The organism is Labrys sp. ALF-8, from assembly GCF_059699065.1.
Genome location: NZ_AP048537.1, coordinates 887837 through 908814, shown reverse-complemented (window position 1 = coordinate 908814; position 20978 = coordinate 887837). Strand labels below are relative to the sequence as shown.

Here is a 20978-nt window from a genome sequence, read left to right as displayed (position 1 = left end):
TCTAGCATAAATCCAAATCGTGCGAGTAAGTATATAAATTTATACTTGTACAATTTATAGGATATCTAGATAGTATTTTAATTTACTATTGAATTTTCTAAGGTTTGTTTCTATTTGGATCAAGAAAATTGTTTGGAGAAAAGCATGGCTGGACACGATGCCTCCTCTGTTTCGCGTGCGGACAGCCTGCGCCTTGCGCTGATCGCCGCCTCGTCGGGCTTCGGCCAGTCGGCCCTGCTGGCGCTGGTGCCGATCGTCACGGAGAGAACGGCGCTGGCGGCGCCACAGATCGGTGCAGTCGCTTTCCTGGGCGCGGTGATCTTCCTGGTTGCGGCTCCGTTGTGGGGGCATCATGGCGCGACATGGCGGATCAGGCCGCTCTTCGCCGGGCTTGCCTGCCTGATGGTGGCCGGCCAGGGCTTGTTCGCGGGTGCGCTCTATGTCGGTGTGCCGACGGCCGCGCTCGGGCTTCTGCTGGTCTCGCGCCTTCTCTATAGTGTCGGTGCTGCCGGGGTGCTGCCGCACGCCCAGGCCGCCATCGTGCAGCGAAGCACAGCCGAGCGTCGGCCGGCTGCGCTCGCCAATCTCAGCGCCGGCCTGAACGTCGGCCGCATCGCAGGCTCCCTGGTGACGCTGGGCGCGGGGGCCGGCGTCATCGTGCCCGTCATCATGATGGTGGTCAGCCCGCTGCTGCTGTTGTGCGCGCCGGACCTGCCGGCGTCTCCCGCAAGCAGGAAGGAGGATGAAGCCTCGAACAGGCGCACCAATATTCGCCGCATCCTGCCGCTGCTCGCCGTCGGCTTTGCGCTGACCTTCGGCTTCGGCCAGATCCAGCTCGTCCTCGGCCTCTTCCTGCAGCGCCGCTTCGGTCTCGATGCGATTGTTGCGGCCGGGCTGGGAGGCGCCACCTATGCCGCCGTCGCGATCGCCATGATCGCGACGCAGATCCTGCTCGTGCCGCGTCTCGGCTTCCAACTGGCGCGCAACATGCGTGGGGGCATTGCGGGCTTCGCACTCGGATGCCTGGCCATCGTCCTTGCGCCAGTCCCCTGGCTGGTGCCTGTGGGCGCGGTGTGGGCCGGCATCGGGGTGGCCGTGGCGACACCCTCCTACACCGCCTGCCTCGCCCAGCGCGTCGCGGCGCGTCGCCAGGCGGTGGCTGCCGGCTGGCTTGCCAGTACGCATGCCCTTGGGCAGGGACTGGGGGCGCTCTGCGGCGGCACCCTCTTCGCCTTGTCGCCCAACCTGCCCTTCGTCGTGGCCGTCGGCGTTGCTGCCGCGACCTGCCTCGCACTCCTGCGCCTGGATGATCGCATCCAGGATGATGTTTCCCAGGTTCATGGCGTGGCTCCCTGAGGGCGGGCGACATTCGCCAGCAGCCGCACGGTGGCAAGGACGGCCAGGGCGGAGAGGGCAGTGGCGAGACCGAAGAGCGCGCCATAGCCCATGAGGTCGGCGAGCTTGCCCGAAATCAGCGACCCGGCGAGATAGACCACCATCTGGGCGCAAGCCAGAATGGTGAAATCGGTGCCGGGCTGGTCCGACGAAGTCACCGTCATGAAAAGGCTGTAGAGCGCCACGATTTCCATGTAGCGGATGAAGGTCTGGAAGCCGGCGGCGCCGAACAGGGGCCAGGAGCCGGTGACGGCACCGAGGGCGTGTGCGGCGAAGAGGGCAAAGCACAAAGTGCGCAATCCGCCGAGCAGGCCGAGCGTGGCGGCGGTGCCGCAGCGCCTGACAAGGAGGGCGGCGATCGCCGCTCCCGCGAGGCCGGCCGTTGCCGCCGACGCGCCGGAGAGATAGCCGATGCGGTCGAGCGGCACGCCGGCATCGACGAGATAAGGCCCCTCCATCGCCTTCACGAGGCCTTCGCTCATCCGATAGATCAGCGCGATCCAAAGCACGGTGCGGGTTTCCGGGCGGCGCAGGAAGGCCATGATGGAGGGCCGCGCCAGCTTGTCGGATGGCGGGGAGGGCGCCTCCCACATGCCGAAGGCGGCGATCAGCGGCAGGGCCGAAAAGGCTGCGATGACCAGGAGCATGCCGGTCCAGCCGACATGGTGGTAGAGCACCAGGCCGAGCGTGCCGCCGATCACAACGCCGAAGGCCACCGATCCCCCCTGAATGGCGTTGCCGATGGCGCGGTCCTCGGGGGCGAGATATTTGGCGGCATAGCCGTCGGTGGCGATATCCTGGGTGGAAACCAGCAGCGCAGTGACGAGACCGATCCCCAGAATGCCGCCGACATGCGTCGGACCGAGCGGCAGCAGCGCCAGGATGGAGGCAATCACGCCGAGCTGGGTGAGAATAACCCAGCCCGCCCGATGCGTCCGGGCAAAGGGCCGCACGCGGTCGACCAGCGGCGCCCATAGGAACTTCAGCACCAGTGGCAGGAAGAGCAAGCTGAGATAGCCGATCGCCGCGCGCGAGACGCCCGCCTCGCGCATGATGGGGGGCAGGGCGGCGGCGATCAGATAGGAGGGGATGGCCTGGGCGAGGTAAAGGCCGCCCAGCACCGCGAACAGTCGCAGCCGGCCGGGCCTGGAGGCGGGGACGTCCTGGGCGAGCGCCGTCATGCCGCCTCCATATGCCGTGTGAGGAAATGCCTGGCGGCCTGTTCGTCGGAGGTCGCCGTCAGCGGCATCGACCACAGGCGCCGGAAGGTCTCGAGCATGCGGGGGTTTGCATCCGGGCGGACAATGGCGAGCGCACGGCATTGCCGCTGGAAGTGTTCGCGCGTTGCTTTGAACCAGAGGGCCTGCTCACGCTCCCCTGCCCGGGAGAGCCCGCCGCCGCCGGCGAAGATCACCAGCAGGGCGAAGGCGCATTCATGGCGTCCTATCTCGATCAGTGCGTCGAGATAGGCCCGCTCGTCCAGATCCCTGTAGGGAGGCAGGTAGCGCAGGGTCAGCAGCCGGCCGTGCCTGTCGAGTTCCACCATGATCAGAACGTCTTGCGATAGCCGAGAGTGACGGTGCGGCCCCAGGAATACACCGGGAGGTTGCGTACGGAGGTGCTCGTGGGGTTCTGCAAGCGGGTGTCGAACAGATTGTCGACGGACAGATAGGCCTCGCCGCCCTTCACCGGTGCCGACAGGGCGACGTTCATGGTGGCGCCCGGCTTGATCTTGTAGCGGGTACCCTTGAGGTCGATCGCCTTGTCGCGGCCGGAGAACGCCTCCCCCTCCACGCGCACCGACACACCATTGTCGAAGGCGTAGCTGGCATAGAGCGTACCCCGGAAGGGGGTGGCGATGCGATTGTTCGGCAGCCAGCTATCGAGCTTGCCGTCCTTGTTCGAATCGTAGCGCCCCTCGCGATAGCCGAGCACGGTTCCGAATGTCAGCTGGTCCGTCGCGGCATATTCGCCGGTGAACTCGCCGCCATAGATGAATTCCTTCTGCTGCGAGATTGTGTTGGTGATGGGATCGAAGGTCACGCCCTTGCCGGAAGTGGAGATGAAGCCCGCCAGGCTGCCCTTGAAGCGGTCGTGGCTGCCGCGGATGCCGAGTTCGTAGTTGTTGACGATCTGCGCCTCCGGGCCGATCGAGGCATAGGAAACGCTCGTGCCGGCGGGAAGGCAGTTCGGCCGGGAAACTGGGCAGGCATAGGCGAGCGACAGGCCGGCGCGGCGGGTATAAGCGCCGACATCGGGTAAGGCGAAGCCCTGCGAGAAGCCACCGAAGATCTCGCTGGTGTCGGTCAGCTTGAACGTGCCGCCGAGATTGAAGGTGGGCGCCGAATAGCTGAACTTCCCGCCGGTGACGCGCAGCGCCGGAAGCACGAAGTCCTGATAGCCGCGCGGATTGGTGGCAGAGGCGACGGCGGCGTAGGCAGCCGGGCGGGTGAAGTCGTCGACGTCGAGCGCGAAATGCTCGAAACGCACGCCGCCGCGTATGGTGAGGCGATCCGTTAGGGGGACCTGCAACTGACCGAAGGCCGCGGTGGTCACCTGCTGCAGCGGCGTGAAGACGTCCTGGCCGTTGGTCAGCGTCTGATGGGTCTTTTCAAGGATGAGATCGCTGCCCCAGGTGAATTTGGCGCCTTCCCAGATGGTGTCGAGCGGCGTGTCGATGGTCAGGTTAACGCCGCCTCGATCCGAATACAGCGTGGTCTGGTTGGCGCGACTGGTTGGATTGGCGGGGTCGAAGGAGTAATAGACCTGCGAATTATACGGAAACGAGAAGGTTGAATAGTTGAAGCGCTTCTTGATGCTGTTGTAGAATCCAACGATGTTAAGGTTGCCGAGGACGAAATCATTGTCGGTATAGCGCAGTGAAAGGGACTTGGTATCCTCGAGAACACTTTGCCCGGTATAGGGCTCGAGATAGTCTGGCCGCGCATAGGCACCGGAATAGTCGGTCATGTAGCGCGGCGTCTGGTTGAAATAGTACCAGCCCGCCGAGAATTCGAGCCGCTTGGCGGTGTCGAAGTCGTAGCCAAACTTGCCGAGTAGATTGACCCGACCGAAGCGGTCGCCGCCGCCCTGGCCCAACATGGAGTCTGACGGCAATTCCTGCCCAGAACCGTCATAGGTACGACGCCCCAGATAACCGCTGCCGCTCAGGACATAATCGAAGTTATTCTCCGTCTTGCCGGATATGGTGGCTGAGAGTTCCGGGGCCACCGAATCCGCGGCGTTCGCCGTGAAGGCGCGCAGCGCCGTATTCACCGTGATGCGCGGCTTGCCGGGCTCTGCCTTCCTGGTGATGAAGTTGACGGTGCCGCCGGTGGCGCCCGCGCCATAGAGGCTGGAAGCACCGGCCACCATTTCGATGCGTTCGATCGAGTTGAGGTCGATCAGGGAAAGGATGCGCGAAACGTCCCGCAGGGGGGTGCCGAGGGGAACTCCATCGACCAGCACGAGGAGATCCCGGCCGCGATAGTTCTCGGATGCGCCGGAAACCGTCTGGTTGGAAACGGAAAAGCCAGGCACCAGCTTGGCCAGGGCTGCCGAGGCGCTCGAGCTTTGCTGGAGCTGCTTGTCGATCTCCTGCCTGTCGATCACCTGGACCGATTGCGGAATATCCGAGACCGATCTCTCGGCGCGAGAGCCGGTAACAATGATTGGGTCGAGCTCAATCTGTTCCTGCTGCGACTGCTGTGCCAGTGCAGGCGAAACAACCGATAGAAACATGGCCGCCGATACGGATATCCTGCTCATGTTGAATTTATTACCCCCAGCTACTCTCGATCCAAGTCTAAGTTATATTTAACGATATCGGGCAAGTTTCCGCTGTATACTCTTAGTATGTTCCCAATTTATAATGATTATAATCTGGGAATGGAAATCATATACTTCTGGATATCTGGCCTTTCGTGTCCTATATTGGGGTACGGTCTTACTTGTCGTGTTATTTTAATTCTTGGACTTGGGCGCATTGAGAAATGGACTGAAGCGAACTGTCGGGCCGGACCATGCCGCTCCGCTTCCTCGTGAAACCTTTGCGGGAAGGCTGAGGCCTGTCTGGCTGCTCGGGCATGGGTTGACGGGCGAGGAACTGGCGTTGGTCGAGTTGCGGGCGAGCGGACGCATGGCCGCGCATCGCAGGCTCGGTCCGTCGGATCCAGTCCTGCTGGGCGCCAGGGCGCTGTTGCGCCTGGAGCCCGATATCGGCCCCATCTCCTGCTTTTCACCCCTTCAGGACAGAGAAGTCGTGGTCGACGCCGCCGCGCTCGGCGCAGGGGGCGTGCTACTGCGCCCCTCGAACGGCCGGATGGAAGTGGTGCGCGACGGGCGGCGCGCCTTCGTTTCCGCCCGTGAGGCCATCCTCCTGACGGGCGACGGGCCCGTCAGCCTCTGGCTGAGGCATGTCGATCGCGTCGATTGCCTGGTCCTAGTGCGCGAGCGCATCACCGAGAGCATGCTCGAATGCTCGGCGAGCCTGCGGGTCTTTCCGCAGAACAACGACACGCTGGTTCTGCTCGGCAATTATGGTGCGGCGCTGATGAGGGGCCTGCTCCCGATGAGCGGTGCGATGCTGCTGGAGCATGCCTGCGGCTATATGAGCGATCTCGTCGACATTCTATGCAGCGAGGCCGAGGTGCAGGTGTGCCATACGGTGCAGGATCGCGCGGCGGCCCGCCTGAATGCCATCAAATCCGACATCGAGGCTTATCTCGAGGATCAGGCGCTCAATGCGAGCCAGATCGCCCTGCGGCACGGCATCAGCATCCGCTATCTGCAGAAGCTGTTCGAGGGAGAAGGCGAGACCTTCTCTGAATTCGTGCTGCAGCGTCGGCTGGACAGGGCAATGCGCCGCTTGCAGTCGCCCGACGAGCAGGGACGCTCGATCAGCGAAATCGCTTTTGATGTCGGCTTTGGCGACCTGTCCTATTTCAACCGGACGTTCCGCCGTCGCTTTGATACTTCCCCGCGCTTGGTTCGAGCCAGGCACCGTTCCCCGCATGCCGCGCCGGCGCGGCCGAATGCAGGAGGCGCCTGACGTGGCGCGGGATCGACCTCCGCCTTTCCGAGCGCCATTCGGCGTGCGGTCGTCGAGGGGCGTCAACGGGCAGGAAACAAGAACCTGGGGCCTGGCCCCGGTTGCCGCCGATATCATCGAACGCGTCACTGCGTATGGGCGCTATGGCTATCGGGGAAGCACGGTTGCCAAGTCCTTTCCCATGAAATTAGATGTCGGCGGTTCAATCTCTGTCTCGGCACGACTTTCGCGTGTGGCGCGGTCATGCGGCGTGTCCTTATATATTTCAAAAGGTTACGGGATGTGTGCGGGGGTTCAAGCGCTGCCGCTCGCGCGTGTGTAGAAATTGACACACTCACGTCCTTGCGTTTGTCGCCTATCAAACTTATCGGGAATTTTGGCATGCTGGACAGTCCTGCCGATCCGGACGACTGCTCTGTCGCGGCCGTATGTTTCGGGACACCACGCACCGGAGTTATTGTTCTGCCGAAACTCCAAGGCAAAATGTGTGGAGGTTGAGACGATCTTCAATCGCATGAGCCCGACCGGGCGACCAGAAAGGCCTGACGACCGTTGACCCAAAGCCAAATCCTCATCGTGGAGGACGACCCGGACATCGCTTCGTCGCTCGCCAGTTTCCTGCAGGACAAGGGTTACGCGACCTTCATCGCTGCAAGCGCCGAAGCAGCGGGAAAGGTTCTCGGGCAAAACAATATCGACCTCGTGCTGCTCGATGTCATGCTGCCGGGGGAAGATGGCCTCTCCCTTTGCCGGCGCCTGCGATCTTCGGGCGGACCGCGCATCATCATGATCACGGCCCTCACGGAGCCCACCGACAAGGTCATCGGTCTCGAACTCGGCGCCGACGACTATGTGTCCAAGCCGTTCGATCTGCGAGAGCTGCTGGCCCGTGTCCGTGCCGTGCTGAGGCGCGCGCCGCTCGATGCAGACACCCCGCAGCAGCCAGCGGCGGAGATGGTGCTGCGCTTTTCCGGCTTCGCCTTCTATCCCTATCGGCGATTCTTGCGCTCGCCGGCCGGCCTGCGCATTCCGCTGACGGGAGCCGAGACCGATCTGCTGCTCATATTCTGCCAGCGCTCGCGACAGGTTCTGTCCCGCGAGGAGTTGATCAGCCATACGCGCGGGGAGGGGTTCGTGATCTCGACAAGGTCGGTCGATCTCCTCGTCAGCCGGCTGCGCCGCAAGCTCACAGGCGATGATCCGCTCGCCAATCCCATCCGTACCATGCGGGCGGATGGATATGCCTTCCAGCCCGAGGTGACGGTCGAGGGATGATGCGGCGGTTCTTCTCCACGACGCTCGGCCAGATTCTCGCGATCATCGCCACCTCCTCGGCGCTCACCTTCCTGCTCTTCATCGGGCTCCTGGCGATGCTCGACCCAGGCGGCCCGCCCCCGCCTTTCTGGCCCTGGCAACCCGTCTATCGCATCACGAACCTGGTCGATGGCCTGAAGGCGGTGCCCAGGGGTGAGTGGAACGCGGTCATGGCCGCCTTCCAGCGGCCCGACATGCCGTCGATCAGGCTGACGCAGGCGCCCGTCCTCTGTGCCGCACGCACCGGTGATACCCACAGCCTGGAAGCGGCGCTGAAATCCGAGTTCGCCAAGACCAAGAAGGACGTGGAGATCCGGTCCTGCCAGCCCGACGACACCGACAACTCGGTCCAGGTCGTCCTGCGGTTCGATGATCAAACCCTCGACATCCGCATCGATAAGGGCAACTCCAGGCCTCCCAGGATCTCCTTCCCGGTCATGGCGTCGGTGCTTTTCCTATGCGTGGCTGTCGCGGGCATGTCCGCCTGGGCGGTCTGGCTTGTGATCCGCCCCTTGCGCCGCCTGTCAGCGAAGGCGGACTCCTTCGGTCGCGATATTTCGATCTCGCCCATCGCGGAGGAAGGGCCCCTGGAGATCCGCAGTGCCGCCCGCGCGTTCAATCTCATGCAGCAGCGCGTCACCCGCTCGATGCAGGACCGGACGCGCACGCTGGCCGCGATCAGCCACGACCTGCGCACGCCTCTCACGCGCATGCGCCTGCAACTCGATGCCGGCTCGCCGGAAATCGACCGCGGCAAGCTCCTGCGGGATATCGGGCTGATGCAATCGATGGTCAGTTCCGCACTCGCTTTTCTGAGCGGCGGTTTTGACCGTGAAGAAAAAGAATGGTTCGACCTGGGTGCGCTGCTGTCGACGTTGAGCGACGAATACGAGGAGGCGGGTGTATCCGTCAGCTACGACGGTCCGGCGCAGATTCGATGCTTCTGCCGGCCCACGGCGATCACCAGGGCTCTGACCAATCTCGTGGAAAACGCGGCCCATTTCGGCTCCACCGTCGTCATCAGCGCCGCGACGGACGCCGACATCGTCGCCATTGAGGTCGCAGATGACGGTCCCGGCATTCCAAGGGACAGGTTCCAGGATGTGATCGAACCCTTTGTGCGCCTCGATCCGGCACGATCCAGCCGCCCGGGCAGCGTCGGCCTGGGGCTGTCCATCGTGAAGGAGATCATCGAGGGGCATGGGGGAACGCTCGAACTGGCTGAGAGGCAACCGAGCGGACTCGTCGCCCGACTCAGGTTCCCCATGACAGCGAAGGCTCCCGAGGCACTAGTGGATCCAAGAAACCGGCGCCTCCTCGATCGTTGAGGAGACACCATCCCCGAGCTGTCGCCAGGTGAATCGCCGTGGTCGGCCCATGATCCCTGCGTGAACGCTTTGGATCGAAGGTGGCTCGAAGCGTGTGGCACGCACCCTCGATTCGTAATTGTATAAATACTGATACAATTTTTATTTGTCGTTACATTCAAGGAATGGAGCGATATATGACTTTACTTGCTCACTATTGCATTATAGATGATCTTCCGACGTCTGGTATCGCAGGCGACGTCAGTGGGTGTTTGTCGTACAAAATCTATCGGCACTGAGTTAAATGGTGGACGATCATCCATGATCATGGGCAATTTATTGCCGCCATGGAGGATATTCTGTCAGTTTAATGATATAAGTCGCAATATATATTTTAAACTTAATATTTATATTACTTATTTTGTTTATTTGTCGAAATTTATGTAATTTTATATCAATAAATTATCTTAAAATAACATAAAAACCAGAAATAATCTAAATACATTTGTTCGATATACGAGAATAGATGTAGTAAAATTACCAACAACGCTAGGATTCGAAAGAGTGGAAGATCGCATCGCTGCTACCATCACGAAGGTCGTGACCGCATATGTCTCGAACAATTCGATCACTCCGGCGAATTTGCCCAAACTAATTGACGCTGTCCGTTCCACGCTGAATCAATTGTCGCTCGGTGAGGCCAAACCGGTCGTTGCTGGTATAAAGCTGCTTCCCGCAGTGCCCATCAGAAAATCGGTGACGCCTGACTACATTGTCTGCCTCGAGGACGGGAAGCAGTTCAAATCGCTCAAGCGACATCTCATGGTTGCCTATGGCATGACGCCCTACGAATACCGCATACGGTGGGGCCTGCCGGACGATTATCCGATCGTAGCTCCCAATTACTCCGCCAAGCGAACGGCCCTTGCCAAACAACTGGGACTTGGCCGGCGGCAGAGAAACGATGAAGATTGATCGCGATATCCTGTAGATCGATGGCATAGTTCCTTGCGCCAGATCGATCATGCCGATCGGCGGGGCAGGATCCCCTGCGTGAACATGTCGATGCAGTTGCGCAGATAGCGAATACGCTGCTGCCTGTCGGGCCATTCGGGATTGCCGGGAGGCTTCATGACCAGCGCCCCGAACATCAGGTCCATCAGGGCCTTGGCCGCGTGGTCACTGTCGGGAATGGCAATGCGGCCCTTTGCCTTCTCGGCTTCCAGCCACCCGGCCAGTTCCTGGCGTGAGCGATCCGCGCCTCGTTCGTGCAGGAGATCGCGCAGTTCCGGGAACTCGCGAGCTTCGACGACGACGAAGCGGATCAAGGCCATGCGTTCGTGATTGGCCTCGTCGTCGATCTCGATGCGGAAGATGCGCGCCAGCGCCTCGTCGACCGGCAGGTCGTCGTAGTTGCCGGCGAGGGCCAGCATCTCCTGGCGGTGATCGTCGATGACCGCCCCGAAGAGCTCCGTCTTGTTTGGGAACAGGCGATAGAGAGTGCTCTTGGAGATACGGCAGCGGGCGACGACGTCCTCCATGGTCGTGCGCGCGTACCCTTTTTCCAGGAAAAGATCGCGGGCCCTGCGGGCGATGGATGAGGCCTGTTCGGCGTCGGACATGAGCTTGGGGCGACCGCGGCCGCGTGGTTGCGCAGCCTTCGCGACGTCGTCCCCGCGCTGCTCCACGCCTTCGCTCCGCTGGTTCTGGATTGACACCGTCATGGTCTCCTTAATATATGTACGGTACCGTTTTTTAAATATAAGGCCAAAGCAATTTTGTTGTCCCCATCGACCTTCGGCGTCTGTTCCCGTCGCCAGTGCCCCCCAGGTTCATCGCACCCGCGGGCCGTCGGAACAGCGCTTGCGGCAGGTTTGTTCCTGGCCGGCATCCTGTCCGCGTGCAACGGGCAGGATAGTCCGGGGTCGGCAACAGCTCCGACGGCGAAGCCGCAGGCGAGCGTCCTAACATTGCATCCCCAGTCCGTCACCATCACCGCGGAGCTGCCGGGCCGGACCACGGCCTCGCTCTCGGCTGAAGTACGTCCGCAGGTCGGCGGCATCATCCAGAAGCGCCTGTTCCAGGAAGGCGGTGAGGTCAGGGAAGGCGAGGCGCTCTACCGGATCGATCCGGCAAGCTACCAGGCTGCCTATGACAGTGCGATCGCCACCCAGCAGAAAGCCGAGGCGGCCGTACCCAGCGCCGAGGCGAAGGTCGAGCGCTACCAGAGCCTGAGCAAGCAGAACGCGGTCAGCAAGCAGGATCTCGACGACGCCGTCGCCTCGCTCGCTCAGGCGAAGGCCGATGTGGCATCGGCGAAGGCTTCGGTCGAAAGCGCGAGGATCAATCTCGACTACACGACGATCACGGCGCCCATTTCCGGACGGGTCGACAAGTCCACGTTGACGCCCGGAGCGCTGGTGACGGCGAGCCAGGATACGGCGCTGACCACGATCCGCACGCTCGATCCGATCAATGTCGACGTCACGCAGTCGAGCACGAACCTCCTCAACCTTCGGCAGGCGATCGAGGCCGGGCGCATCAGGATCTCCGGCGACAATGTCAGCGTGAAGCTCAAGCTCGAAAACGGGACGATCTACCCGCGTGGCGGCAAGCTGGAATTCGCGGAATCCGCCGTCAGCGAGACGACGGGTACCTTCTCTGTCAGAGCCGAATTTCCCAATCCGGACAGGCTGCTCTTGCCGGGCATGTATGTGCGCGCTTTGGTGGAGGAGGGCGTCGCACCCAACAGCTTCCTCGTTCCCCAGCGTGCCGTGACCCGCAACACAAAGGGCGAACCCACCGCGTTGTTCGTCGACGGGCAGGGCAAGGTCGAGGAACGGGGCCTGACCGTCGGGCAGAGCATCGGCAACAACTGGCTCGTGACGGCCGGTGTTTCGGACGGGGACCGCGTCATCGTCGAGGGCTCTCAGTTCGTCCGCATCGGCCAGGACGTCGATGCGGTCGAGGTCGTCATCGACGACACCACCGGCGAGGTGCGCGAGCGCAGGCAGGCGGCCCTCGCCGACCAGCAGGACAGCAAGGCCATCGCTGGTAATGGCGGGCGCGACAGCTCGGTGAAGGACTGACGCCGCCATGTCGAATTTCTTCATCGACCGGCCGAATTTCGCCTGGGTCATCGCTATCGTCATCATGCTCGGAGGGCTGCTGGCCCTCAATTCGCTGTCGATCTCGCAGTATCCGCAGATCGCCCCGACAACGGTAGGCATCAGCGCGACCTATGCCGGCGCAGACGCCGAGACGGTCGAGAACTCGGTGACCAAGATCATCGAGCAGGGTATGATCGGCATCGACAATCTCGACTACATGACCGCCACATCGACCTCGACGGGGGCTGCCTCGCTGACGCTGACCTTCACCAGCGCCGCCGACCCGGACGTGGCCCAGATGCAGGTACAGAACAAGCTGCAACTCGTCACCTCGCAGCTTCCCGATATCGTCCAGAGCACGGGCATCACCGTCACCAAGTCCTCGGACAGCTTCCTGATGGTCATTGCCTTCGTGTCGAGCGACGGAAAGCTCAGCTCCAACGATCTGGCCGATTATGTCGACAGCACTCTCAACGACACGCTCAAGCGCGTCGAAGGTGTGGGCGACACACAGATCTTCGGCTCGAGCTACGCCATGCGCATCTGGCTCGATCCCGACAAGCTGGCCAAATACGCGCTGATGCCGAGCGACGTGGCCACGGCCATCCAGGCGCAGAATACGCAGGTCTCGGCGGGTCAGCTTGGCGCGCTGCCGGCGCGAAAGGGGCAGCAGCTCAACGCCACGGTCACCGCCAGGAGCCGCCTGCAGACGCCCGAGCAGTTCCGCAACATCATCCTGAAGAGCACCACGGACGGCTCGCTGGTGCGCCTCAACGACGTTGCCCGGGTCGAACTCGGCGCCGAGAGCTATACCAACACGTCCAGCTATAATGGCATGCCCGCCGCAGGGCTCGCCATCAAGCTCGCCACAGGCGCCAACGCGATCAGCACCGCCGAAGCCGTGCAGGCGACGATCGCGCGACTGGAAGGGACATTCCCGCAAGGGGTGAAGGTCGTCTATCCCTACGACACCACGCCCTTCGTCAAACTGTCGATCGAGGAAGTGGTGAAGACCCTGGTCGAGGCGATCGTCCTCGTCTTCGTCGTCATGCTGGTCTTCCTCCAGAGCATCCGCGCGACGCTGATACCGACATTGGCTGTCCCGGTGGTTCTCCTCGGCACGTTCGGCGTGCTTGCCGTCTTCGGCTATTCCATCAACACGCTCACCATGTTCGCGATGGTGCTCGCCATCGGGCTCCTCGTCGACGATGCCATCGTCGTCGTCGAGAACGTCGAGCGCGTGATGGAGGAGGAGGGTTTGCCGCCGCGCGAGGCGACGCGCAAGTCCATGCAGCAGATAACGGGCGCGCTTGTGGGTATCGCCACGGTGCTCTCGGCCGTCTTCGTGCCGATGGCTTTCTTCGGCGGTTCCGTCGGCATCATCTACCGCCAGTTCTCGGTCACCATCGTCTCGGCAATGATCCTGTCGGTCGTGGTGGCGCTGATCCTGACGCCGGCGCTTTGCGCCACCATCCTCAAGCAATCGAGTACACACCGAAAGGACCGCGGGTTCGCAGGCGACTTCAACCGCGCCTTCGATCGCAGTAATCATGTCTATGCGAACGGCGTGCTCGGCATCATACAGCGCCGCAAGCGCTTCCTTTTCGTCTTCCTCGGCATCGTGGTCGCCATGGGGTGGATGTTCGTAAGGCTGCCGAGTTCCTTCCTGCCGCAAGAGGACCAGGGCATCCTCATCACCAGCGTCCAATTGCCTGTCGGCGCCACGCAGGACCGTACCGAGCGTGTGCTGAAGCAGGTGACGGATCACTACCTCAACGAGGAGAAGGATGCGGTCGAGGGCGTCATGGCCGTCTCGGGCTTCGGCTTCAGCGGCCAGGGCCAGAATGTCGGCATGGCCTTTGTCAGGCTCAAGGACTTTGACGCCCGCAAATCGGCCAGCCTGTCCGCGAGTGCCGTGGCCGGCCGCGCCATGGCTGCCTTCTCCAGGATCCGCGACGGCCAGGTCTTCGCGCTGGCTCCTCCCGCCATCCAGGGCATGGGCACGTCGAACGGTTTCGATTTCTACCTGCAGGACGTCAACGGCGCCGGCCATGCCAAGCTGATCGAGACGCGCAACCGACTCCTCTCCGCGGCGGCCGGCAGCAAGCTCCTCGCCAACACCCGGCCGAACGGACAGGAAGATACGCCTCAATTCTCGATCGACATCGATCAGGAGAAGGCAAGTGCGCTCGGCGTCAGCCTCTCCGACATCAACGACACGCTGTCGACCGCCTGGGGCAGCGACTACGTCAACGACTTCATCGATCGTGGTCGCGTCAAGAAGGTCTACCTTCAGTCCGATAGCGATTTCCGCATGCAGCCGGAGGATCTCGGCAAGTGGCAGGTGCGCAATTCGGCGGGCACGATGGTGCCTTTCTCATCCTTCGCATCCAGCCATTGGACCTATGGGTCGCCGCGCCTGGAGCGCTACAACGGCTCCTCCGCCGTCGAGATCCAGGGCGAGGCGGCCTCCGGCGTCAGCTCGGGCGCCGCCATGGACGAGATCGACCGGCTCGTGGCCGAACTGCCCACGGGCTATGGGCATGAATGGACCGGCCTTTCCTATCAGGAAAGGCTGTCGGGGAACCAGGCGACCGCACTCTATGCAATCTCGGTCCTCGTCGTGTTCCTGTGCCTCGTCGCGCTCTATGAAAGCTGGTCGGTACCCTTTGCGGTCATGCTGTCGGTGCCGATCGGCATCTTCGGTGCGCTCGCGGCCGCTCTCGTCTTCGGCCAGACCAACGACGTCTACTTCAAGGTCGGGCTGCTGACGACGATCGGCCTCGCAGCGAAGAATGCGATCCTGATCGTGGAGTTCGCGATCGAGCGCCAGGAGGCCGGCCTCGGTCTCGTCGAGGCGACTCTGGAGGCGGTGCGCCAAAGGCTGCGCCCGATTCTGATGACGTCCTTTGCCTTCATTCTCGGCGTGACGCCCCTGGCGATCGCCAGCGGCGCGGGTTCCGGCGCGCAGAACGCGATCGGCATCGGGGTCATGGGCGGCATGATCGCCGCGACGGCCCTCGGCATTTTCTTCGTGCCGCTGCTCTTCGTCGCGGTGCGCCGGCTGTTCCGGGGAAAGCCGAGAGGAGACGAGAGTTCACCACGGCTGCCGGATACGGCCTTGCCCCGCGCGGCGGAACCCAGCCAATGACCTTGCCGAAGAACAGCATCATGATCACAGCAATACCAGGGAAGGCGCCGGCCTCCCGTTGCCCCGCCTCCCTGCTGGCCGTGAGCGTCCTGCTCCTGACCGCCGGTCTCGCCGGTTGCGTCGTCGGCCCGGACTATCGCAAACCCACGCTCACCCTCCCTTCGAGGTGGGGAAGCACCGCGCAGACGAAGCCGTCCAGGCCGCCGGAACTGGCAGGCTGGTGGCGGCGGCTCAACGATCCTCTCCTCGACAGCCTGATGCAGGAGGCGGTGACCGGCAACCTAGATGTCGCCACCGCGAAAGCGAAGATCCGGGAGGCCCGGGCCAGCTATCGTCAGGCCGTCGGGGCGTTGTTTCCGTCCGTCGACGGTTCCGGCTCGGCAACCCGCGCCAAGAGCGCGGCCTCAGGGGCAGATACGGGCAGCACCTACAGCCAGTATCAGGCCGGCTTCGATGCCAGTTGGGAGCTCGACCTCTTCGGCGCCAACCGCCGCGCCGTCGAGGCGGCGCGCTACGGCATGGACGCCGCCGACGAGGACCTGCGCTCGACGCTTCTCACCCTGATAGGCGACGTCGCCTCCAACTATGTCGAGGCGCGCGGCTACCAGGCCCGGATCGCGCTTGCCCGGCGTACCGCCGCCTCGCAGCGGGAGACGGCGGCCCTCACGCGCACCAAGTTCGAAGCCGGCGCTTCGTCGGCCGTCGATGTCGCCAATGCCGCCGGGCAGGCGGCCAGTACCGAAGCGAATATCCCCGACCTCCAATCCTCCTATGCCCAGGCCGTGCACAGGCTGGCGGTCCTGACCGGTCGTCCGCCTGCGGCGTTGAACGACCGGCTACGGAAAGCCGCGCCCATTCCGCAGCCGAAACTGCCCGTTCCGACCGGAATCCCCGCAAATCTCCTGCTGGCTCGCCCGGATGTCCGCCTGGCTGAACGCCAATATGCACAATACACCGCAAAGGTCGGCCAGGCCGAGGCGGCCCGCTATCCGAGCGTGAGCCTGACCGGCGACATCGCAACCACCACCGCCAAAGTCGGAGACCTCGGGAAAAGCTCTTCGATCAGTTGGTCCTTCGGGCCGACGTTGACGGTCCCCATCTTCAATGGCGGGCAGCTCAAGGCTGCCGTCGAAGTGGCGCAGGCCCAGCGCGACCAGTATTTCATCGCCTATCGCTCATCCGTGCTGTCCGCGCTCGAAGACGTCGAGAACGCCATCGTCGCGCTGGCCCAGGAGCGCATCAAGAGCGGCAAGCTGGCCACCTCGGCGAGCCACTATCGCGATGCCGCAACGCTCGGCCGCTCCCTCTATCAGTCCGGCACGCAGAGCTTCCTCGACCTGCTCGAAGCGGAGCGTTCGCTCTATTCGGCGGAGGATTCGCTCATCGCAAGCCGGGTGGCCATCACGACCGACTATATCGCGCTCAACAAGGCGCTCGGCGGCGGATGGAGCGGCACCGTCGACGCCTCCAGGCCGGAGGTCGTCGACACCAATACCGGACCGCATTTCGAGCAGGATGCGACCCCGCCGGGCGCCCGTGCGGCAAAGGACTGAGCCCGTGGCGAAGTCCGATGAGAGCGCGGCGACGAGGAGCACACAGCGTTGAGGCCGTTCGTCGCCATCGCAGCGGTCGTTATCCTCGCGGGGGGCATGGCCGGCGGTTACCTGCTTTGGCAGAAGCTGGGTACGGGCCAGGCTTCCACGTTGATGACGGCCGTGGTGACGCGCGGGGACGTGGAGGAGACAGTCCTCGCGACGGGAACCTTGAAGCCCGTCAGGCTGGTCGCGGTCGGGGCGCAGGTATCCGGGCGGATCATCAGCGTGAAGGTGAGGCTCGGGCAGGAGGTTAAGGCGGGGGACCTGATCGCCGAGATCGATTCCGTAACCCAGCAGAACAGTCTCCAGACGGCGCAAGCGTCGCTTGCCAACGTCAAGGCGCAGCTTGCGGAAAAGCAGGCGACATTGATCCTCAATCGGCAGACACTCACGCGGCAGAAAAGCATGGTGGCCCAGAGGGCCGTCTCGCAAGCCGACTTCGAAAGCGCCGATGCTGCGGTGAACGTGACATTGGCGCAGATCGAGGCGCTCCAGGCTGATATCACCGAGGCGCAGGTCGCCGTGGAGACCGCCAGGGTCAACCTGGACTATACGAAGATCAAGGCTCCCATCGACGGCACGGTTCTTTCGGTCGTCAGCCAGGAGGGCCAGACGGTGAACGCCGTCCAGTCGGCGCCGACGATCGTCATTCTCGGGCAACTCGACACGATGACGGTGCGCACGGAGATTTCCGAGGCCGACGTCATCAAGGTCACGCCCGGCCTGCCAGTCTATTTCACGGTGCTTGGGGCACCCGACATCCGCTATTCCGCCCAGCTGGAATCGATCGAGCCGGCACCTGAATCGATCAGGAGCGACAGCAGCTTTTCCTCCTCCACGTCCTCGACGTCCTCGACATCCAGCAGCACTTCGTCCTCCTCCGACGCGATCTACTACAATGGCATCTTCGACGTGCCCAACAGGGACGGCCGCCTGAGAACCTACATGACGGCCGAGGTACACATCGTCCTCGGGCGATCGAGCAACGTCCTGGTCGTCCCTTCGGCAGCGCTCGGCGCGGTGAAGGAGGGCAACCGCTACATGGTTCGCATCCAGGGGAAGGATGGCACGGTCCTCGACCGTGAGGTCAAGATCGGTCTCAACAACAAAGTTACGGCGGAAGTGCTGTCCGGCCTCGCTGAGGGCGAAAGGGTCGTCACTGGCGAGGTCACGCAACAGGCTGCATCGACCAGTTCCAGCGGTCCGGGCGGTCCCCCGCCTATGGGGCTGTGACATGGCGACGGAGCCGCTCATCCGCATGGCCGACGTCAGGAAGGAATATCCGTCCGGTGAGGGGACTATTGCCGTTCTCCGAGACATCGACCTGACCATCGAGGCAGGCGAGAAGGTCGCGATCGTCGGCGCGTCGGGTTCGGGCAAGTCGACACTGATGAACATTCTCGGCTGCCTCGACCGGTCGACGTCGGGCAGCTACCGCATCTCGGGGCGGGAAATCTCGTCTCTCGCCGCCGATGAACTCGCGGCATTGAGGCGCGAACATTTCGGATTCATCTTCCAGCGCTATCACCTGCTCGGGGAGCTGAGTGCCCAGGGCAATGTGGAGATTCCCGCGATCTATGCCGGCCGGCCCAGGACCGAGCGGACAAGGCGTGCCGCCGCGCTGCTGGATCGTCTCGGCATGGCCGACCGCAAGCTTCATCGGCCCGGCCAGCTTTCAGGAGGCCAGCAGCAGCGCGTCTCCATCGCCCGGGCCCTGATGAACAATGCCAATGTCGTCCTGGCCGACGAACCTACCGGCGCTCTCGACAGGCAAAGCGGCGAGGAGGTGTTGCGTATCCTCGACGAACTGCATACCGAGGGGCGGACCATCATCATCGTCACCCACGACATGACCGTCGCGAGGCGGGCGGAGCGGGTCATCGAAATCAGCGACGGGAGGATCGTCTCCGACACGCGGAGCGAAGCCGGTACGAAGGCGGGGATCGGATCCCCAGTCGTCGAGACGGTGCCATCGCGGCGGTTCTCCCTCGGCGCCTGGTTCGATCGGCTCAAGGAAGCCTTCCAGATGGCCTTGCTGGCGATGAGAGCCCATAAGCTGCGCACCTTCCTCACCATGCTCGGGATCATAATCGGCATTGCCTCGGTCGTCAGCGTCGTCGCCCTAGGCCGGGGCTCGCAGGAGCGGGTCCTGGCAAATATCTCCAATCTCGGCACCAACACGCTTGAAGTCTTCGCCGGCAAGGACTTCGGCGACACCCGATCCGGCAAGATCACGACCCTCGTCGTCGCGGATGCGACCGAACTGGCCAAGCAGGCCTATGTGGCGGCCGTCACGCCGACGGTCTCGACATCCAGCACCATCCGCTTCCAGGCCAGGGAGGCGAGCGCCCTCGTCAACGGTGTCGGCGATCGATATTTCGCAGCGACGGGCATGAAGCTGTCCGAGGGCCGTCTCTTCGACGCATCGAGCGTAAGCGAGGTTGCGCAGGAAGCCGTGATCGATGCGAATGCGAAGACGGCGATGTTCCCCGACGAAGGGATGAGCCCCGTCGGGCAGGTCCTTCTGGTGGGTAAGGTGCCGATCCGCATCGTCGGCGTGGTCCAGGCCCGGCAGGGCGGCTTTGGATCCAGCCAGAACCCGTCGCTCTACATTCCCTACACCACCGCGCAGGCACGCTTTCTCGGCTCGACCTCGCTGCGCAGCATTACCGTGCGCGTGGACGACAACGTCGCCACCAGCCTGGCGGAACAGGCGGTGACGCAATTTCTGATGCAAAGGCACGGCACGAAGGACTTCTTCATCCTCAATACCGACGACATTCGGCAGACCATCACCAGCACCAACCAGACCATGACGCTGCTGATCGCGGCGATCGCGGTGATATCGCTCATCGTCGGCGGCATCGGCGTCATGAATATCATGCTGGTTTCGGTTTCCGAGCGTGTGTCGGAGATCGGCGTGCGGCTGGCAGTCGGTGCGCGACAGGGCGACGTCCTCCAGCAATTCCTGATCGAGGCCGTACTCGTCTGCCTGATCGGGGGGATCCTCGGTGTTGCCGCAGCGCTCGGTCTCGGTGCGGCTTTCAGTGCGTTCAGCACCAGCTTCAGCTTCGTCTACTCGACGGGGTCCATCCTGGCTGCTTTCCTCTGTTCAAGCCTGATCGGCATCGTCTTCGGTTACCTTCCCGCTCACAATGCCTCGCGGCTGGATCCGGTGGCGGCGCTGGCGAGGGAGTAGCTTCGCGGGGCTTCTGGCGGTCCTTGAGCCAGGGCCGATTGCCATGCGATGCCGCCAGGCCGGCCCGAGCACGCCGCGAACGGCAGGATGTCAACTTTGACAATGAAGGAGGGGTGCACTGGGTGGCCGGTGGCGAAGGGCTGTGCCGCCACACCTCTAAATCGTGCTGGCCGATGCCAATGCTCCACGCTCCCCGGGGCAAACCGGATAGCGTGGAGCAGGGCCTGGCAATGGGTCTCGCGAACTTCTTGCGGGCACGATGTCCAATGTCTTGGAGGATATTGAACGAGTTCGTTGTCGTTCCGGATGGTGGCCAAAATAGGGCGATCTTCTCATTGAAACTAAGTATAAGAATTTATATATTTCATAAAATACAATATATTGTGAAGTATATTAAGTTTTAGCACGACGTCCTTTGTGCGAAAGGCTCTGGATCTGCGCTGCTCTCGGTGCCACATCTCCTTCATTGGCGAAATAGAGTGGGACGCGAATGGGGAGCGTTCATGGCCGGAGAAGACGCCGAGCGCCCTTCCGGCCCCTCATGATCGCTTGAGGCACTTGACCAGGCCTTCATTGGCACCCTTCCTGGCTCAATCCTTTTGATGTATAGTTTGTATCATGCTTTCAATATTAAAGTATGTATTTATTGTTATACAATTTATATATTCAGATACTTTGTATAAAAATACCTATAAACGTGTTATTTTTGCCACAACTATCAAAGAATAGCCAATAAATCGTCCGGTTTTGGTGGGAATCGGTTGTCTTGTACTCCTGTATTTGGTCAGGGTGGAGCATGGAGCGCCGGAAGATCTGAAGTTTTGTGGATCTACGCGTCCCCATGTTTCGCGCAACTC

Annotated in this window: 14 protein-coding genes; 10 read left to right on the top strand and 4 right to left on the bottom strand. The window is 62.5% G+C overall.

Features of this window, described 5'->3' with window-relative positions; all coding sequences use genetic code 11:
* The first annotated feature begins 144 nt into the window (after window positions 1–144).
* Complete coding sequence (locus AC6H34_RS04100; protein WP_448146011.1) at window positions 145–1356, top strand: MFS transporter; 1212 nt, start codon at window positions 145–147, stop codon at window positions 1354–1356.
* Here AC6H34_RS04100 and AC6H34_RS04095 read toward each other — a convergent pair.
* Genes AC6H34_RS04095 through AC6H34_RS04085 form a run of 3 tightly spaced genes read right to left on the bottom strand, consistent with a single transcriptional unit; the run spans window position 1338 to window position 5163 of the window.
* Window positions 1338–2576, bottom strand: coding sequence for a RhtX/FptX family siderophore transporter (locus tag AC6H34_RS04095; protein WP_497537989.1), 1239 nt, complete (start codon window positions 2574–2576; stop codon window positions 1338–1340). The genes AC6H34_RS04100 and AC6H34_RS04095 overlap by 19 nt on opposite strands.
* Window positions 2573–2941, bottom strand: coding sequence for a hypothetical protein (locus AC6H34_RS04090; protein ID WP_497537988.1), 369 nt, complete (start codon window positions 2939–2941; stop codon window positions 2573–2575). The genes AC6H34_RS04095 and AC6H34_RS04090 overlap by 4 nt, the downstream gene beginning before the upstream one ends.
* 2 nt (window positions 2942–2943) lie before the next feature.
* On the bottom strand, window positions 2944–5163 hold the full coding sequence (locus tag AC6H34_RS04085; RefSeq protein ID WP_497537987.1) for a TonB-dependent receptor: 2220 nt from the start codon (window positions 5161–5163) through the stop codon (window positions 2944–2946).
* 217 nt (window positions 5164–5380) lie between these two features.
* On the opposite strand from AC6H34_RS04085, the gene AC6H34_RS04080 reads away from it, so the two are divergent.
* The 4 genes from AC6H34_RS04080 (at window position 5381) to AC6H34_RS04065 (ending at window position 10041) form a co-directional block, all read left to right on the top strand.
* Complete coding sequence (locus AC6H34_RS04080; RefSeq protein ID WP_497537986.1) at window positions 5381–6445, top strand: helix-turn-helix transcriptional regulator; 1065 nt, start codon at window positions 5381–5383, stop codon at window positions 6443–6445.
* 552 nt (window positions 6446–6997) lie between these two features.
* Complete coding sequence (locus AC6H34_RS04075; RefSeq protein WP_497537985.1) at window positions 6998–7720, top strand: response regulator transcription factor; 723 nt, start codon at window positions 6998–7000, stop codon at window positions 7718–7720.
* The gene (locus tag AC6H34_RS04070) at window positions 7717–9087 is read left to right on the top strand and encodes an ATP-binding protein (RefSeq protein WP_497537984.1); all 1371 of its coding nucleotides are present in this window, start codon (window positions 7717–7719) and stop codon (window positions 9085–9087) included. The genes AC6H34_RS04075 and AC6H34_RS04070 overlap by 4 nt, the downstream gene beginning before the upstream one ends.
* A gap of 543 nt (window positions 9088–9630) precedes the next feature.
* Window positions 9631–10041: a Ros/MucR family transcriptional regulator gene (locus AC6H34_RS04065; RefSeq protein WP_448146018.1), complete on the top strand. Its 411-nt coding sequence runs from the start codon at window positions 9631–9633 to the stop codon at window positions 10039–10041.
* A gap of 47 nt (window positions 10042–10088) precedes the next feature.
* Here the strand turns inward: AC6H34_RS04065 and AC6H34_RS04060 are convergent, their stop codons facing one another.
* Window positions 10089–10790, bottom strand: a complete 702-nt coding sequence (locus AC6H34_RS04060) for a TetR/AcrR family transcriptional regulator (protein ID WP_497537983.1) — start codon at window positions 10788–10790, stop codon at window positions 10089–10091.
* A gap of 150 nt (window positions 10791–10940) precedes the next feature.
* On the opposite strand from AC6H34_RS04060, the gene AC6H34_RS04055 reads away from it, so the two are divergent.
* From AC6H34_RS04055 to AC6H34_RS04035, 5 genes are all read left to right on the top strand, one after another.
* A complete protein-coding gene (locus AC6H34_RS04055) occupies window positions 10941–12155 on the top strand; it encodes an efflux RND transporter periplasmic adaptor subunit (RefSeq protein WP_497537982.1) in 1215 nt (404 codons plus the stop codon).
* A gap of 7 nt (window positions 12156–12162) precedes the next feature.
* The gene (locus AC6H34_RS04050) at window positions 12163–15327 is read left to right on the top strand and encodes an efflux RND transporter permease subunit (protein WP_497537981.1); all 3165 of its coding nucleotides are present in this window, start codon (window positions 12163–12165) and stop codon (window positions 15325–15327) included.
* Window positions 15324–16880, top strand: coding sequence for an efflux transporter outer membrane subunit (locus tag AC6H34_RS04045; protein ID WP_497537980.1), 1557 nt, complete (start codon window positions 15324–15326; stop codon window positions 16878–16880). The genes AC6H34_RS04050 and AC6H34_RS04045 overlap by 4 nt, the downstream gene beginning before the upstream one ends.
* Window positions 16881–16976: 96 nt before the next feature.
* The gene (locus AC6H34_RS04040) at window positions 16977–18155 is read left to right on the top strand and encodes an efflux RND transporter periplasmic adaptor subunit (RefSeq protein WP_448151223.1); all 1179 of its coding nucleotides are present in this window, start codon (window positions 16977–16979) and stop codon (window positions 18153–18155) included.
* Between the two features lies 1 nt (window position 18156).
* Window positions 18157–20121 (top strand): MacB family efflux pump subunit, encoded by a 1965-nt coding sequence (locus tag AC6H34_RS04035; protein WP_448146022.1) that lies wholly within the window; start codon window positions 18157–18159, stop codon window positions 20119–20121.
* Window positions 20122–20978: the final 857 nt, after the last annotated feature.